The sequence below is a fragment of the Pseudomonas sp. E1BtOHC1 genome (genome assembly GCF_058744285.1).
This window is the reverse complement of record NZ_CP196023.1, coordinates 207,576-223,037: the sequence shown is the minus strand read 5'-3', so window position 1 is coordinate 223,037 and position 15,462 is coordinate 207,576. Positions and strand designations below refer to the sequence as shown.

General features: G+C 63.3%; 11 protein-coding genes. 2 read left to right on the top strand and 9 right to left on the bottom strand.

Going from position 1 to position 15,462, the window contains the following annotated elements:
- Positions 1–48: 48 nt before the first annotated feature.
- From ACSSVC_RS01030 to ACSSVC_RS01010, 5 genes are all read right to left on the bottom strand, one after another.
- Complete coding sequence (locus tag ACSSVC_RS01030) at positions 49–2,508, bottom strand: TonB-dependent siderophore receptor (protein WP_350403795.1); 2,460 nt, start codon at positions 2,506–2,508, stop codon at positions 49–51.
- A 179-nt stretch (positions 2,509–2,687) separates the two neighbouring features.
- On the bottom strand, positions 2,688–3,665 hold the full coding sequence (locus ACSSVC_RS01025) for a FecR domain-containing protein (protein ID WP_346633134.1): 978 nt from the start codon (positions 3,663–3,665) through the stop codon (positions 2,688–2,690).
- Positions 3,662–4,180 (bottom strand): RNA polymerase sigma factor, encoded by a 519-nt coding sequence (locus ACSSVC_RS01020; RefSeq protein ID WP_346633133.1) that lies wholly within the window; start codon positions 4,178–4,180, stop codon positions 3,662–3,664. Before ACSSVC_RS01020 ends, ACSSVC_RS01025 begins: the two co-directional genes overlap by 4 nt.
- Positions 4,181–4,356: 176 nt before the next feature.
- A complete protein-coding gene (locus ACSSVC_RS01015) occupies positions 4,357–5,064 on the bottom strand; it encodes a 3'-5' exonuclease (RefSeq protein WP_346633132.1) in 708 nt (235 codons plus the stop codon).
- 10 nt (positions 5,065–5,074) lie between these two features.
- The gene (locus tag ACSSVC_RS01010) at positions 5,075–7,009 is read right to left on the bottom strand and encodes a putative nucleotidyltransferase substrate binding domain-containing protein (protein ID WP_346633131.1); all 1,935 of its coding nucleotides are present in this window, start codon (positions 7,007–7,009) and stop codon (positions 5,075–5,077) included.
- A gap of 258 nt (positions 7,010–7,267) precedes the next feature.
- On the opposite strand from ACSSVC_RS01010, the gene ACSSVC_RS01005 reads away from it, so the two are divergent.
- Positions 7,268–7,714 carry a response regulator gene (locus ACSSVC_RS01005; protein WP_346633130.1) on the top strand — a complete coding sequence of 149 codons (447 nt, stop codon included), beginning with the start codon at positions 7,268–7,270 and terminating at the stop codon, positions 7,712–7,714.
- A gap of 76 nt (positions 7,715–7,790) precedes the next feature.
- Here the strand turns inward: ACSSVC_RS01005 and ACSSVC_RS01000 are convergent, their stop codons facing one another.
- A complete protein-coding gene (locus ACSSVC_RS01000; protein WP_492611907.1) occupies positions 7,791–9,968 on the bottom strand; it encodes a malate synthase G in 2,178 nt (725 codons plus the stop codon).
- Positions 9,969–10,522: 554 nt separating this feature from the next.
- Here ACSSVC_RS01000 and ACSSVC_RS00995 point away from each other — a divergent pair.
- Positions 10,523–11,041: a glycine cleavage system transcriptional repressor gene (locus tag ACSSVC_RS00995; RefSeq protein WP_060841413.1), complete on the top strand. Its 519-nt coding sequence runs from the start codon at positions 10,523–10,525 to the stop codon at positions 11,039–11,041.
- A gap of 225 nt (positions 11,042–11,266) precedes the next feature.
- On the opposite strand, the gene rarD is transcribed toward ACSSVC_RS00995, so the two are convergent.
- The 3 genes from rarD to ACSSVC_RS00980 all read right to left on the bottom strand — a co-directional run bounded on the left by rarD (position 11,267) and on the right by ACSSVC_RS00980 (position 15,440).
- On the bottom strand, positions 11,267–12,154 hold the full coding sequence (rarD, locus tag ACSSVC_RS00990; RefSeq protein ID WP_346633128.1) for an EamA family transporter RarD: 888 nt from the start codon (positions 12,152–12,154) through the stop codon (positions 11,267–11,269).
- A 250-nt stretch (positions 12,155–12,404) separates the two neighbouring features.
- Positions 12,405–13,379, bottom strand: coding sequence for a serine/threonine protein kinase (locus tag ACSSVC_RS00985; RefSeq protein WP_346633127.1), 975 nt, complete (start codon positions 13,377–13,379; stop codon positions 12,405–12,407).
- Positions 13,380–13,538: 159 nt separating this feature from the next.
- Positions 13,539–15,440, bottom strand: a complete 1,902-nt coding sequence (locus tag ACSSVC_RS00980; RefSeq protein ID WP_346633126.1) for a PhoX family protein — start codon at positions 15,438–15,440, stop codon at positions 13,539–13,541.
- Between the last annotated feature and the right edge of the window lie 22 nt (positions 15,441–15,462).

The window sequence follows — 15,462 nt, the reverse complement described above, 5'->3', positions numbered from 1 at the left end:
GCAAAAGGGCCGCGGTTCAGGCGGCCCTTGGGTGAGGGATTTCCCTTCTTAGAATTTGTAATTCACGCTGGCCATGACGTTGCGGCGGTCGCCGTAGTAGCAATAGGTACCGTCGCAGGTCGACATGTATTCCTTGTCGAATACGTTGTTGGCGTTGAGGGCTACGCTGGCGCCCTTGAGCGAGTTGTCCAGGCGGCCGAGGTCGTAATGCACCGCAGCGTCGTAGACGGTATAGGCCGCGGTATCGCCGTCGGATTTGCGGGCTACATAGGCCAGGTTGCCTGCCGGAACGTTGTTGGTCTCGCCGATGTAGCGGGCTCCGAAGCCTACGCCGAAACCGTCCAGCAGCCCGTTGTGCCAGGTGTAGTCGGCCCAGATCGAGGCCTGGTTTTCCGGGGTCAATGGCAGCGGACGGTTCTTGTCCTGAGGGTCGCCGACCTTGGTCATCTTGCTGTTGGCGTAGGTATAGGCGGCCGTCAGCTTGAGGTTCTCATTGACGTTGCCCACCGCTTCCAGCTCGAAGCCGCGGACCTTGGCCTCACCCAGTGGGCGGCTGACGCCCAGGCTGTCGGTGAGGACGATGTTCTGCCGGGTCAGGTCGTATACCGCGGCAGTGAACAGCATCTCGCTGCCCGGAGGCTGGTACTTGAGGCCCAGCTCGTACTGCTTGCCAGTGCTGGGTTCGAAGGCCTGGCCTTTGGCGTTGCCGCCGGGCTCGGCCTGGAAGGATTCGGCGTAGGAGATGTAGGGGGTGAAGCCGGAGTCGAAGACGTAGCTGAGGGCTGCGTTGCCGGTGAAGGCGTGATCGTCTCGCTCGTCGTGGGGCTTGTTAGTGATGTTGTAGAACCTGGAGTCGGTGTGCAGCCAGTCCTGGCGTCCGCCCAGGGTCAGGCGCCAGTTGTCCAGGGCCATCTGGTCCTGGACATAGAGCCCGGTGCCCTGGCGCTTCTGGTTGTAATCGTTGTAGGCAAAGTAGGCGACTTTGCTGAAGTCCTGGCCGTAGATCGGGTTGATGATGTTGCTGGTGGGCGCTTCACCGTACAGCCACTTGTAGTTGGTGTTGACGCGCTGGTGATCCAGGCCCAGCAACAGGGTGTGCTTGAGCTCACCAGTGTTGAAGTCGGCCTGGAAGTTGTTGTCCACGGCGAACTGGCTGATGTCCTCGTTGACGATGTTGGCGCCACGGCGCACGGTGCCGTCGGCACTCACTGCCTGGTCGGGCTTGTTGGGCCAGAAGCTGCCACCGGCGGTGATGCCCTGGAACGACAGGTCGCTCTTGGTGTAGCGCAGGTTCTGGCGGAACTGCCAGACGTCATCCAGGCGATGCTCGAACGCGTAACCCAGTGCGTAGTAAGTCTTGTCGTAGTATTCCCAGCTCGGGTCGCCAAGGTTCTTGTGGTACTTGATCTCGCCTGCCGGGCTCGCCAGCTTGGTGCCCTGCAACGGCAGGAACTGGCTGGTGATGCCGGTATCGTCGCGGTTGAACTGGCTGAGGAAGGTCAGCTTGGTGTCTTCGTCGATGTTCCAGGTCAGGCTGGGGGCCAGGTTGTAGCGCTTGTCCTGGTTGTGTTCGATGGCGGTGTTGCTGTCGCGGACCACGCCGCTGACGCGATACAGGAAGCGTCCCTGGTCATCGATGGGGCCGGTGCTGTCGAAGCTGATCTGCTTGCGCTGGTAGCTGCCGATCTGCAGTTGCACTTCGTGGCTGCTGCTGTCCTCCGGACGGCGGCTGACCATGTCCAGCAGTCCCCCGGGCGGTGTCTGGCCGTAGACCGAAGACGCCGGGCCACGAAGCAGGGCCACGCGCTCCAGGTCCCAGGTTTCCAGCTTGGGCATGGTGTAGGTGCCTTTGGGCAGGGGCAGGCCATCGAGGAACTGGGTAGGTTCGAAGCCCCGCACTTTCAGCCATTCGGCACGGCTGTCGCTGCCGTAGCTGCTGGCGGTGACGCCGGGCATGTAGCGCACGGCATCGTCGAGGTTCTGCACCGCGCGGTCGCTCATCTGCTCACGGGTAGCCACTGAGATGGAGCGGGGCACTTCGCGCAGTTCGGTATCGGTCTTGGTGCCGACGGCCGTGCGTTTGGCCATGTAACCCTCAACCGGCCCCCAGGCCGTTTCATAACTGCCCTGGCCAGTGATATTGGTTTCCGGCAAGGCCACCACGCCGTCGGGGATGGTCACCAGGCTGTAGCTGCCGGCATCGCTGTGTTCAAGCTGCAGGCCGGTGCCGCGCAGGGCTTCACGCAAGGCGCCCGGGGCATCGAACTGGCCCTTGACCGGGGCCGAGGTCTTGCCCGCCGCCAGGGACGGATTCAGGCTCAGGGCCAGGCCGGCCTGGCTGGCGATCTGGTTCAGGGTGCTGGCCAGGGGCGCGGCCGGCAGGTTGTAGGCGCGCACGCTGGAAGATTGTTCGGCAGCCATCAGCGCCGGGCTGGCCAGGGGGGCGCTGAGGGCGATGGCAACGGCCAAGAGACTGGGGCGCAACAGGGTGTCTAGCGGGCGGGGCATACGGCGGCTCCTGAATGGAAATGTTTCGCAATTGCCTAGGTGCCGGACGAGATTGGAAAAGTGATAGGGCGAATTGAAAATAATTTAGATTTAGATCGGTCGGGGTGGTTCGCTGGCAAGCCTGCTCCTACGGGATCGATGTAGGAGCCAGCTTGCTGGCGAAGGCTGCGACACCAACCTCAGGGCTTGGCGTCGGCCTTGGCCACCACCGTCACCCACCAGGCAGTGTGCCGCTCGATCTTCACGGGTAGGGTCGGCAGCAGGGCATTGAGCGCCAGGTCGGTGTCCTGCAAGGGGAAGCTGCCGGTGATGCGCAGGTCGGCCACTTCCGGGGCCACTCCCAGGTGACCACGGCGATAACGGCCCAGCTCATCAATCAGGTCACCGAGTCGGGCGTTGTCCACCACCAGCATGCCCCGGGTCCAGGCGTCGGCCCCCAGGTTCAGCGCCTGCAGCGGCTCGAGACCGTCCCGGCGCATCAGCACTTGCTGGCCTTCCTTGAACACCTGTTCGTCCTGGCCGGCTTGCGCTCGTGCCGCCACCGCCGATTGCAGTACACCGAGGCGGGTGCCCTGGTCTTCACGCTTGACCAGGAAGCGCGTACCCAAGGCACGCATCCGGCCGTCGCGGGTTTCGACGATGAAGGGGCGGCTGTCGTTGTGCCCGGTCTCGATGAGAATTTCGCCTTCCTGGAGAACGATCCGCCGCTGCTGCTCATCGAAGCGCACATCCAGCGCACTGTGGGTATTGAGATTGATCACCGTGCCGTCCGTGAGGCGCAGGGTACGTTGCTCGCCGGTGGCGGTGCGCTGATCGGCCAACCAGTAGTCCACAGGCAGGTAGCGCTCGGAGGCAAACAGCGCCAGCCCTGCCACCAGCACCACGCTGGCGACCCCGCGTCCAAGCTTGCGCACGCGCCGGCGCAGGCTTTCGCGAGATTGCACCAAGGCATTGCGGGCCGGGCCGACCGCTACGCTGAAACGCTGGTCGAGCATGCCCAACTGGCGCCAGGCGCGGGCGTGTTCTTCATGGGCAGCATGCCATTTGGCGAACTCTTCGCGCTCCAGCGCACTGCCGCCGCCGTCCAGGGATAGTTGCCAGGCAATGGCGGCATCCAGCACCTGGGCGGACACCGGCTTGGAGCTGATAGGGGTCATACCGGCTCCCCGTACAGGGCGATGTAGCACTGGCGGATGCCCTGGGCCAGGTACTGACGTACCCGTGGCACCGAGACTCCAAGACGCTCGGCGATCTGGGCATGGCTCAGGCCGTCGAGGCGGTTATAGAGGAAGGCCGCCCGAGCCTTGCTCGACAGCTTGCCCAGCAGGCGGTCGATGGCCTTGAGGTCTTCGAGGATCATCTGCTGTTGCTCCGGCGAAGGCTGCTCGCCCTCGGGAATCAGCATCAGTTCGCTGAGGTAGGCCTGTTCCAGGGCGGCGCGGCGGAAGTAGTCGTACAGCAGGCCTTTGGCGATGGCCACCAGGAAGGCCCTGGGTTCCCGTGGAGCCTTGAGTTCGTCGCGGCCCAGCAGGCGCACGAAGGTGTCCTGGCTCAGGTCCTCCGCCCGTTGGGCGCAGGCAACGTTGCGCCGCAGCCAAGCCAATAGCCAACTGCGATGGTCGCGATACAGCGCACCAACCAGCTCATTGTGGGGGCTTTGGACTGACGACAACGGGGCTCACCAATCGAGAAGTTTAAAATAACGAGAATTATTCGCGATTGTGGCAGAGGCGAAACAGTGGCGCAATTGACGCTGGTCGGCTGCCTTGTTGCTGAAGCGGGCCGGTGCCGAAGACTTGCGTCTGCAGAGGGCGCCCTCGCCACAGTGATCTGTACTGTCGTGGTGGATCAGAACGAGGGCGCTTGCTGCCGGCGTTTCCATTGGCCGAGACGTTGTTGCAGGTTCAGCGGGCTGTGGATCTGCTGCTGGCGGGCGCGGCTGAACAGGATCAGCGCCAACTCTGCCGTGGCCAGGGCATCGGCCGCTGCGTGGTGACGCTCGGCCACTTGCAGCTTGAACCCGTTGATCCAGTCATCCAGGCCGGCCTCACGGACAGCGGCCTGGGGACAGAGCATGGGGGCCATGTCCGCCACATCGAGGAAGCCATGCTGCAGGCGATAGCCCAGGCTGTCCTTGAGTGCCCGACCGAGCATGTGCTGGTCGAAAGGGGCATGAAACGCCAGAAGCGGGCTGTCGCCGACGAACTCCATGAAGTCCAGCAGGGCCTCCACCGGATCGCAGCCGGCGGCGATGGCGCTGGGCCCCAGGCCATGGATCAGCACGCTGGGGCTGAGCTTGTGGCCTTCGCGCTGTAGGGTGCGCTCGAACTGCTGGCTGAAGTCGATGGCGCCGTCCTCGATCACCACCGCGCCGATGGATAGCACCTGATCGCGGTTCAGGTTGAGGCCGGTGGTTTCCACGTCCACCACCACCCAGCGTTGCTCCCGCAGGCTGCACTCGCCCAGCTCGGTGAAAGCGGGCAGGCGGTCGCGACGTTGTTGCTGCTCGGCAGTCAGGACGCTGACGGCGGGACGGAACCAGGCAAACAGGCTCATAGCTGATAACTCATAGCTGGTACCGCAGGGCCAGACTGCTTTGCAGGCGCTGGGCCTGGCGCAGGGACTCACGCAGGATGCGTCGGTCCAGGTGATTGAGGCTGTCCGGGTCGACCCGATTGGAGTAGGGCTGGTTCTCCCGGGTCTGGCGTTGATGCTGCTGCATGCGGGTCTGCTGGATGAAGTGATAGGCCTCTTCGTACGCTGCGCCGTCCAGGGGTTCTATGACTTGCCTGGACACCAGTTGGCGCAAGCGCTCCAGGGTATTGATCGCACCGATGCCATTGGCCAGGGCCAGCAGCCGGGCGCCGTCGACGAAGGGGGTGAGGCCCTGGACCTTGAGGTCGAGGGTGGCTTTTTCACCGTTCTTTTTGGCCAGGACGAATTCGCGGAAGCGTCCCACCGGTGGCCGCTGACGCAGGGCGTTTTCCGCCAGCATGCGCTGGAACAGGCGGTTGTCGCCGACTTGGTCGAGGATCCCCCGGCGCAGTTGCTCGGCGCCTTGTTCATCGCCCCAGACCACCCGCAGGTCGAAGTAGATGCTCGAACCCAACAGGTTTTCCGGCGTCGCCTCGCGGATGAAGGCGGCAAAGCGTCGGGCCCATTCGGCGCGGGACAGGCACAGCTCGGGATTGCCGGCCATGATGTTGCCCTTGCACAGGGTGAAGCCGCACAGGGCCAGGCTCTGGTTGATCTGCTGGGCAATGGGCAGCAGCTTGCCGCGAATCTCTGCGGCGTGGGCCGCGTCCCGGGCCTCGAACAGAATGCCGTTGTCCTGGTCGGTGTGCAGAGTCTGTTCGCGCCGGCCTTCGCTGCCGAAGCACAACCAGCTGAAGGGCACGCCCGGGTCGCCCTTGTCCGCCAGGGTCAACTCGATCACCCGGCATACGGTGTGATCGTTGAGCAGGGTGATGATGTGGGTGATCTGGGTCGACGACGCACCGTGGGCCAGCATGCGCTCCACCAACTGGCCGATCTCGCCTCGCAGCGCCACCAGGTGTTCCACCCGGGGAGCATTGCGGATGGTGCGCGCCAGGTGCACCAGATCGACCCGTTGCAGGGAAAACAGGTCACGCTCGGAGACAACGCCGCACAGGCGCTGGTCTTTCACCAGGCAGACGTGGGCGATATGGCGCTCGGTCATGGCGATGGCGGCGTCGAAGGCACTGTGGTCCGGGCTGAGGAAAAAAGGGGCCTGGGTCATGTGCCGTTCGATGGGCTGGTTGAGGTCCTGGGTGCAGTCGGCAACTACTTGGCGCAGGTCCCTCAGGGTGAAGATCCCCAGGGGCGCCTTGCGCTCGTCCACGACCACGATGCTGCCCACCTGTTGCTCGTGCATCAGGGCCACGGCCTCACGCAGGGGCATCTGTGGGGAGCAGGCGACGGGATGACGCATGGCCAGATCGCCCAGGCGGGTGTTCAGCGAGTATTGGGTGCCGAGGGTTTCCACGGCCTTTTGCTTGACCTGCTGATTGACCTGATCCAGCAGGCTGCTGACTCCGCGCAGGGCGAAGTCGCGGAACTCGGCGGACAAGGCGAAGAGCTTGATGAAGGCGCTCTTGTTCAGTTGCAGGCAGAAGGTGTCTTCGGCGGCCCGGTGTTCGGTGCGGGTGGCGCGTTCGCCCAGCAACGCGGCCAGGGGGAAGCATTCGCCGGCGGTGATCTCGAAGGTGGTTTCGGTGCTGCCTTTGGCGGCGTGGGTGCGCTCGCCCACCACGCGGCCCTGCTTGACGATGTAGAAGTGCTCAACCGGGCCGTCGGCAGGCTTGATGATGCTGTCGCCGGGGCCGTAGAAACGCAGCTGGCATTGTTCCACCAGATAGGCCAGGTGGAGGTTTTCCATCTGGTTGAAGGGCGGGAACCGCTGCAGGAACTGCACGGTCCCCTGGATGTTCTGCAACACCGCGGTCTTCCCTGCCTGGATGAAGGCGTCCGCTTTAGTCATAACGATTACCGCAGTCTTTTTGGATTTGTTGTGGTCGGATCACGGCAATGGTCGGACTCCCAGCGCGAGGTGCCCATTGGACGTAAGTCTAGGTAGCGGTCGCAGCCCGGACATTTGGCTTTGAGCGGCGTGTAATCGATGCGAAAAAGCTCTGATCAAGGCTCTTGGCAATTTTTCCGACGAAGTGCACATTGGAGGCCTGCTTAGCGATGTCTGACCACTGTGCTAGGGGATTGATCTGTTCATGTAGAGAAATGTATGCCCGACCACGATATTTTGAGTGACGCCGAGCGCGAGGCGCTGAGTGCGGTCATGCTGGAGCCGGATCTGCCGGCCCAGCGGGTGTTGATCGCCGATGACGACAAGGATGCACGGGAACTGCTCGCGGAAATTCTTGGCCTGGATGGTATTCGTTGCCTTACCGCTGCCAGCGGCAAGGCCGCCCTCGAATTGCTCGAATCGAACAAGTCCATCGGCCTGCTGATCACCGATCTGCGCATGGCCCCCTGCAGTGGCCTTGACCTGATCCGCCAGGTGCGGGAATCGGAGCGGGCGGCGCTGCCGATCATCATCATTTCCGGTGACGCCGATGTGCGCGACGCCATTGCTGCCATGCACTTGAGCGTGGTGGACTTCCTGCTCAAGCCCATCGACACCAGCAAGTTGCTGGCCCTGGTCAAGCATGAGCTGGGCGTGGTGTTGTAGCCGGCCCTCGGCACACGGCACAAAAAAAGCCCCGGTTGTTAGACCGGGGCTTTTTCATTGGCGCTGCTGCGAGGTGTTACAGGCCGTTCTTGGCCTTGAACTCGCGACGACGACGGTGCAGGACCGGCTCGGTGTAGCCGTTGGGCTGCTTGGTGCCTTCAATCACCAGCTCCAGGGCGGCCTGGAAGGCGATGTTGCTGTCGAAGTCCGGAGCCAGCGGGCGGTACAGCGGGTCACTGGCGTTCTGCCGGTCAACCACCGGGGCCATGCGCTTGAGGCTTTCCAGCACCTGTTCCTGGGTCACCACACCGTGGCGCAGCCAGTTGGCGATGTGCTGGCTGGAGATGCGCAGGGTGGCGCGGTCTTCCATCAGGCCGACGTCGTTGATGTCCGGCACTTTCGAGCAACCCACGCCCTGGTCGATCCAGCGCACCACGTAACCGAGAATGCCCTGGGCGTTGTTGTCCAGTTCGTTCTTGATCTGCTCGGCCGACCAGTTGGTGTCGCTGGCCAGAGGGATGGTCAGGATGTCGTCCACCGAAGCGCGGGCGCGCTTGGCCAGTTCGGCCTGACGGGCGAACACGTCGACCTTGTGGTAGTGCAGCACGTGCAGGGCGGCGGCGGTCGGTGACGGCACCCAGGCGGTGTTGGCACCGGCCAGCGGGTGGGCGATCTTCTGCTCGAGCATGGCGGCCATCAGGTCCGGCATGGCCCACATGCCCTTGCCGATCTGCGCGCGGCCTTGCAGGCCGGTGGACAGACCGATATCGACGTTCCAGTTCTCGTAGGCGCCGATCCATTTCTCGGCCTTCATGTCGGCCTTGCGCACCATGGCGCCGGCTTCCATGGAGGTGTGAATCTCGTCGCCGGTGCGGTCGAGGAAGCCGGTGTTGATGAACACCACGCGCTCGCTGGCCGCCTTGATGCAGGCCTTGAGGTTGACCGTGGTGCGGCGCTCCTCGTCCATGATCCCGACTTTCAGGGTGTTGCGCGGCAGGTTCAGCACGTCTTCGATGCGGCCGAACAGTTCGTTGGTGAACGCCACTTCTTCAGGGCCGTGCATCTTCGGTTTGACGATGTACATCGAACCGGTGCGGCTGTTCTTGCGCGAGGTATTGCCGTTGAGGTTGTGGATCGCCGCGAGGCTGGTGACCAGGCCGTCAAGGATGCCTTCCGGCACTTCGTTGCCATCCTTGTCGAGGATCGCATCGATGGTCATCAGATGGCCGACGTTACGCACGAACAGCAGCGAACGGCCGTGCAGTTTCACCGGCTCACCGTTGACGCCGGTGTATTCGCGGTCGGCGTTCATGGTGCGGGTGAAGGACTTGCCGCCCTTGGCCACTTCTTCTGCCAGGTCGCCTTTCATCAGGCCGAGCCAGTTGCGGTAGATCACCACCTTGTCGTCGGCGTCGACGGCAGCGACCGAATCTTCGCAGTCCATGATGGTGGTCAGGGCCGCTTCCATCAGCAGGTCCTTGACCCCGGCGGCGTCGGTCTGGCCGACCGGGCTGGTGGCGTCGATCTGGATCTCGAAGTGCAGGCCGTTGTGCTTGAGCAGGATCGCGGTGGGGGCTGCGGCATCGCCCTGATAGCCGATCAGTTGGGCATCGTTGCGCAGGCCGCTGTTGCTGCCGCCCTTGAGGCCCACCACCAGCTTGCCGCCGACGATCTTGTAGCTCACGGAGTCCACGTGGGAGCCGGCAGTCAGTGGGGCCGACTCATCGAGGAAGGCGCGGGCGAAGGCGATGACCTTATCGCCGCGAACCTTGTTGTAGCCTTTGCCTTTCTCCGCGCCATCGGCTTCGCTGATGGCGTCGGTGCCGTACAGGGCGTCGTACAGCGAACCCCAACGGGCGTTGGAAGCGTTGAGGGCGAAGCGCGCGTTCATCACCGGCACTACCAGCTGCGGGCCGGCCATGTGAGCGATTTCTTCATCGACGTTCTGGGTGGTGGCCTGGAAATCCGCCGCTTCTGGCAGCAGGTAGCCGATGTCTTGCAGGAAGGCTTTGTAGGCCACGGCATCGTGGGCCTGGCCGGCACGGGACTGGTGCCAGGCATCGATCCGCGCCTGGAAATCATCGCGCTTGGCGAGTAGGGCTTTGTTCTTCGGCGCCAGGTCGTGAATGACCTTGTCGGCACCGGCCCAGAATGCGTCGGCGGTGAGGCCGGTACCGGGAATGGCTTCGTTGTTCACGAAGTCGAACAGGACTCTGGCGACCTGCAGGCCACCGACTTGAACGTGTTCAGTCATTGCTTGCCTCACTCTGCTCAGCTATTTCGCTTTTCAGCTCTTCAAATTAACAATGAAGCCGGCGGCCATTTAAAGCACAACCCTGTTCACCAGTACATGCCATTGCTGGCGGCTGGGTGCTTCCAATCAACGGCAGAGCCTTGCTGACGGGCAGTTGCGAGGGTTGCGATCAGGCTTTGGCAGACATCGTTCCAACGTTATGTAGTGCGCGCTGCGGCATACTACATGATGAATTGCGGTTGTGAAAATTAGACTAAATACGTCGTTCCGCGACTTAAGAATGCAGTGCGGTCACGCTGGGGAACGTGATGTTCTCAAAAAGCCGGTGGATTGTTCCATATAAATACAAAAAGTTGTACACGATTTGTGTTTTGCCCTATGCACCCTCGTAGGAGCCGGATTGCCGGCGAAAGGGCCTTCGGGGTTTGCGTCGGCCTTGCGGACGCTTTCGCTGGCAAGCCAGCTCCTACACAAGCTGCTGCGATGTGGGCTGGAAGGCGCGGGGAGTGAGGCTGCCTATAATTGCTCTTTCATCATGAAAAGAGGGCTGCGCCATGGACCATCTCGTTCTCACGGTATTCGCCCCGGACAAGGCCGGACAGGTCGAGCGGATTGCCCAGTGCATCGCCGAGCACGGGGGCAACTGGCTGGAAAGCCGTCTGTCGCGTATGGCTGGGCAGTTTGCCGGCATCTTGCGGGTCGGGGTCCCGGCCGAGGCCTACGATGAGTTGGTGGATGCCTTGCAGGGGCTCTCGGCCCAGGGCATCCGGGTATTGATCGCCGAAAGCGGTATCGAGCAGTCCTGCACCTGGAAGCCCATCGCCATGGAACTGGTGGGCAATGATCGCCCGGGAATCGTCCGGGATATCACGCGCTTGCTGGCGGAGCAGGGGGTCAACCTCGAACGGCTGGTGACCGAGGTGCGCCCGGCGCCCATGAGCAGCGAGCCGTTGTTTCATGCCGAGGCGATTCTGGCGGTGCCCCTGACTTTGTCCCTGGATGTGTTGCAGTCGCGCCTGGAAACCCTGGCCGACGATCTGATGGTGGAGTTGGTGCTGCGCAGCGAGGTCTGAACCCCGTCCCGCAGGTTATCCCAGTAATCCGTGCATGCGCCTGTGGATAACCTGTAGAGACCCGTCGCCAGCCCAGTACCGCCGCGGCGTTCCGCGTTCTGATCAAAAAATCAGCAGTTTCAATGGCTTGTGCACAAACGGCGGGGATCAGGTTGTGGATAACCTTGGGAAGAACCGCTGCAGGCCACGAATGGCATGGCCTGCATGGATTTGTACATTTATTGATCAGCGGCGCCCGCGAAGGCTGAACCAGGCATCGACGCTGTACACCGCCAGGCCGGCCCAGATGAACATGAACGCCAGCAAGGTGCTGGAGGACAGATGTTCGCCAAACAACAGCACCGCTTGCAGCAGCACCAGGGTTGGCGCCAGGTACTGGAGGAAGCCCAGGGTGGTGTAGGGCAGGTCCCGGGCGGCGGCGTTGAAACAGACCAACGGGATCAGCGTGACCGGGCCGGCGGCTACCAGCCACCAGGCCTGGGAACTGCTCCAGAATTCAGCATGGGCACTGCTGGCATCGGGATGCAGCAGTAGCCAGCCCAGGGCGATGGGCACCAGCATCCAGGTTTCCACCACCAGGCCGGGCAGGGCCTTGACCGGCGCCTGCTTGCGGATCAGCCCATAGAAACCGAAGCTCAGCGCCAGCATCAGCGAGACCCAGGGCAGGCTGCCTACCTGCCACACTTGTTGGGCCACACCCACCGCCGCCAGGATCACCGCCAGCCACTGCATGCGCCGCAGGCGCTCGCCAAGAATCAGCATGCCCAGTAGCACGTTGACCAGTGGGTTGATGTAGTAGCCGAGGCTGGCTTCGAGCATGCGCCCGTTGTTCACCGACCAGACGTAGGTCAGCCAGTTGGCGGCGATCAGAGTGCCGCTCAGGGCCAGGATGGCCAGGCGCCTGGGGTTTTCCCGCAGTTCGCGCCACCAGCCGGGATGTTTCCACACCATCAGCAACAGAGCGCCGAACAGCGCCGACCAGAGTACCCGGTGGACGATGATTTCCACGGCAGGGACGCTGGCGATGGCTTTGAAGTAGAGCGGAAACAGACCCCAGATAATGTAGGCGGTCAGGCCCAGGATGTACCCGCGACGCGGGTTGGCGGCTTGCATGCAGAGTCCTTGCTTAGGCAGCTAACAAAGACCGGATTGTAAGGACAATTGTCTAGACCTGTCCTGACTTTTGCGCTGCCGGTTTCTGTGGGGGAGGGCTTGTGGGCAATGCGACCTTACGGGCCTCTTCGCTGGCAAGCCAGCTCCTACAGTTAGTGTTGTATCGAGGCGGATTCTTGTAGGAGCCGGCTTGCCGGCGAAGGCGAGCGCATGGGGCCCTTCGCTGGCAAGCCAGTTCCTGCAGGCAGGGTCAGAACAGCTTGAGCGGTTCTTCGTTGAGGGCTGCCAGCTGTTCGCGCAGGGCCAGGACCTGTTCACCCCAGTAACGTTCGCTGCCAAACCAGGGGAAGCTGTGGGGAAAGGCCGGATCGTCCCAGCGTCGTGCCAGCCAGGCGCTGTAGTGCATCAGGCGCAGGGCTCGCAGCGGTTCGATCAGGGCCAATTCCCGCGGGTCGAAATCATGAAACTCGCTGTAGCCGTCCATCAGCTCGGAGAGCTGGCTGAGGCACTCCTGGCGGTCGCCGGCCAGCATCATCCACAGGTCCTGCACCGCCGGGCCCATGCGGCAGTCATCCAGGTCGACGATATGGAACATTTCATCGCGGCACATCATGTTGCCGGGGTGGCAATCGCCGTGCATGCGGATGTTCTGGTGCGGGGTGGCCTGGTAGACCTCTTCCACCCGCTTGAGCAGGTCCCGGGCCACGGACTCGTAGGCCGGCAGCAGGCTCTTGGGAATGAAGTTGCCTTGCAGCAGGGTCGCCAGTGAGTCATGACCGAAGTTTTTCACGGCCAGGGCTTCGCGGTGCTCGAAGGGGCGGGTGGCGCCCACGGCGTGCAGGCGACCGAGCAATTGCCCGAGGCGATAGAGTTGATCCAGGTTGCCCGGTTCAGGTGCGCGTCCGCCACGCCGGGGAAACAGGGCAAAGCGAAAGCCCGCGTGCTCGAACAGGCTGGCGCCGTCGTGGATGATCGGCGCGACCACCGGCACATCGCACTCGGCGAGTTCGAAGGTGAAGCGGTGTTCTTCCAGGATCGCTTCGTTGGTCCAGCGCTGGGGGCGGTAGAACTTGGCGATCAGCGGTTCGCCTTCGTCGATGCCGACTTGATAGACGCGATTTTCGTAGCTGTTGAGCGCCAACACGCGGGCGTCGCTGAGAAAACCGATGCTTTCAACGGCGTCGAGAACCAGGTCGGGGGTCAGTGTTTCAAACGGGTGCGACATGCTTACTCCTGCGCGCAGCAGGCTGCCGCGTCCGGCCAAACATGGTAACGCAGACGGGGAGCCAGTGGGGGGAGGGTTTGCGGGTGGTTCGGCTGGGCGCCGGGTTCGCCAGCGAGCCGGCTCCTACGGGCGTAGGGGCCGGTTTGGCGAGGGGCGGGTTCAGGCGCCGATGATGCCGCCATCTTCCCGGGTGATAGCCATCACCGAGGAACGTGGTTTGCCGTTGGGCAGGTGCTCGGGGAAGGTCGAGCCACCGGTTTCTCCCGGGTGCTGGATGCCGACGAACAAGGTCTTCTGGTCCGGGGCGAAGGCGATCCCGGTGACTTCGCAGCCCACCGGTCCGACCATGAAACGGCGGATTTCACCGCTGTCCGGGTCGGCGCAGAGCATCTGGTTATTGCCCATGCCGGCAAAATCGCCGCTGTTGCTGTAGTCGCCGTCGGTGAGAATCCACAGGCGTCCGGCTTTGTCGAAACCCAGGCCGTCGGGGCTGTTGAACATGTTCTGCGGGGTGATGTTGGACGAGCCGCCCTTGGGCTGGCCGGCATGCACGCCGGGATTGCCGGCCACCACGAACAGGTCCCAGGAAAAGCTCATCGCGCCATGATCGTCGCCGCCGGTGCGCCAGCGCAGGATCTGTCCGTAGACATTCTTCTCCCGGGGGTTGGGGCCGCCCACCGGCTGACCGTCTTCGCCACGTTTGGCGTTGTTGGTCAGGGTGCAATAGACCTGGCCGTCCTTGGGGCTGACCACGATCCATTCCGGGCGGTCCATGCGCGTGGCCTGGACCACGCTGGCGGCCAGTCGAGCCTGGATCAGTACCTGGGCCTGGTCGGCGAAGCCGCTGCTGGCGTCGATGCCGTTCTTGCCGTGAGTCAACTCGATCCACTGACCCTGGCCCTTGGGACGGTCCGGGTTGCCGTCGCCGGCATCGAAGCGCGCCACGTACAAGGTGCCGTGGTCCAGCAGGTCGCGGTTGGCCTTGGGGTTGCGGTGGTTGATCTTGTCGCGGCTGATGAACTTGTAGATGAATTCCCCGCGCTCATCGTCGCCCATGTAGACCACGGCGCGGCCGTCGCGTGTTTGTGCCAGGGCGGCGTTTTCATGTTTGAAGCGGCCCAGGGCGGTGCGTTTGACCGGTGTCGATTGCGGGTCGAAGGGATCGATTTCCACTACCCAGCCGTGACGGTTGAGCTCGTTGGGGTTCTTTGCCAGGTCGAAACGCGGGTCGTGGGGGTGCCAGTTGATGTCCTTGCTGGTCACCACCGCGCCGTAGCGTTTCTGCGCCGCGTCGAACTTCTGCTCAGCGTTACTGCTGCCGAAGCAGTCGGTGAAGTTCTCTTCGCAGGTCAGATAAGTGCCCCAGGGCGTCTTGCCGTTGGCGCAGTTCTGGAAGGTGCCGAGGACTTTCTTGCCCTTGGGGTCGGCGCTGGTCTTGAGCAGGTCGTGGCCGGCGGCGGGGCCACTGAGCCGGATCGGCGTGTTGCCGTGGATGCGTCGGTTGTAGCGTGAACCCTGGACGAACTGCCACTGGCCGTTCTTGCGCTGCACTTCGATGACCGAAACCCCTTCGCTGGCCTGGGCCTTGCGCACGTCCTCGGCGGATTGCGGCTGGCCGCCGTGGGGATAGAGGTAGCGGTAGTTGGTGTATTCGTTGTTGATCGCCATCAGCGCCCGGTGCTTGTCGTCCGGGAAGGCGAACAGGCTCATGCCGTCGTTGTTGTCGCCGAACTGCACTTCCTGAGCCCGGGCGGTACCGTTGCCGCTGGGGTCGAAGGCCGGTCCGTTCTTGGCCAGCGGTTGGCCCCAACTGATCAGCACCGAGGATGTGTAGCCCGCAGGCAGGGTGATCTTGTCGCTGGTGGCGGCCGCAATGCCGGCAAAGCCCAGCAGTTGGCTATTGCCGGCGCTGACACTGGCGGCCAGGGCGCTGCGGCTCAACAGTCCGCCACCGAGAAACAGGGCGGCGCCACACAGGGCGCCGGCGCCGATGAAACCCCGGCGGCTGAGGCCGACCATCTGTTCCAGGTCGGTGGGTTGGTGTTCTTCTAACAGGCTCATATCAGGCTCCCTGCGGGTTTTT

Coding starts and splice junctions, on each gene's coding strand:
- ACSSVC_RS01030 (WP_350403795.1), bottom strand. CDS start 2,508: ATGCCCCGCCCGCTAGACACCCTGTTGCGCCCCAGTCTCTTGGCCGTT.
- ACSSVC_RS01025 (WP_346633134.1), bottom strand. CDS start 3,665: ATGACCCCTATCAGCTCCAAGCCGGTGTCCGCCCAGGTGCTGGATGCC.
- ACSSVC_RS01015 (WP_346633132.1), bottom strand. CDS start 5,064: ATGAGCCTGTTTGCCTGGTTCCGTCCCGCCGTCAGCGTCCTGACTGCC.
- ACSSVC_RS01010 (WP_346633131.1), bottom strand. CDS start 7,009: ATGACTAAAGCGGACGCCTTCATCCAGGCAGGGAAGACCGCGGTGTTG.
- ACSSVC_RS01005 (WP_346633130.1), top strand. CDS start 7,268: ATGCCCGACCACGATATTTTGAGTGACGCCGAGCGCGAGGCGCTGAGT.
- ACSSVC_RS01000 (WP_492611907.1), bottom strand. CDS start 9,968: ATGACTGAACACGTTCAAGTCGGTGGCCTGCAGGTCGCCAGAGTCCTG.
- ACSSVC_RS00995 (WP_060841413.1), top strand. CDS start 10,523: ATGGACCATCTCGTTCTCACGGTATTCGCCCCGGACAAGGCCGGACAG.
- rarD (WP_346633128.1), bottom strand. CDS start 12,154: ATGCAAGCCGCCAACCCGCGTCGCGGGTACATCCTGGGCCTGACCGCC.
- ACSSVC_RS00985 (WP_346633127.1), bottom strand. CDS start 13,379: ATGTCGCACCCGTTTGAAACACTGACCCCCGACCTGGTTCTCGACGCC.
- ACSSVC_RS00980 (WP_346633126.1), bottom strand. CDS start 15,440: ATGAGCCTGTTAGAAGAACACCAACCCACCGACCTGGAACAGATGGTC.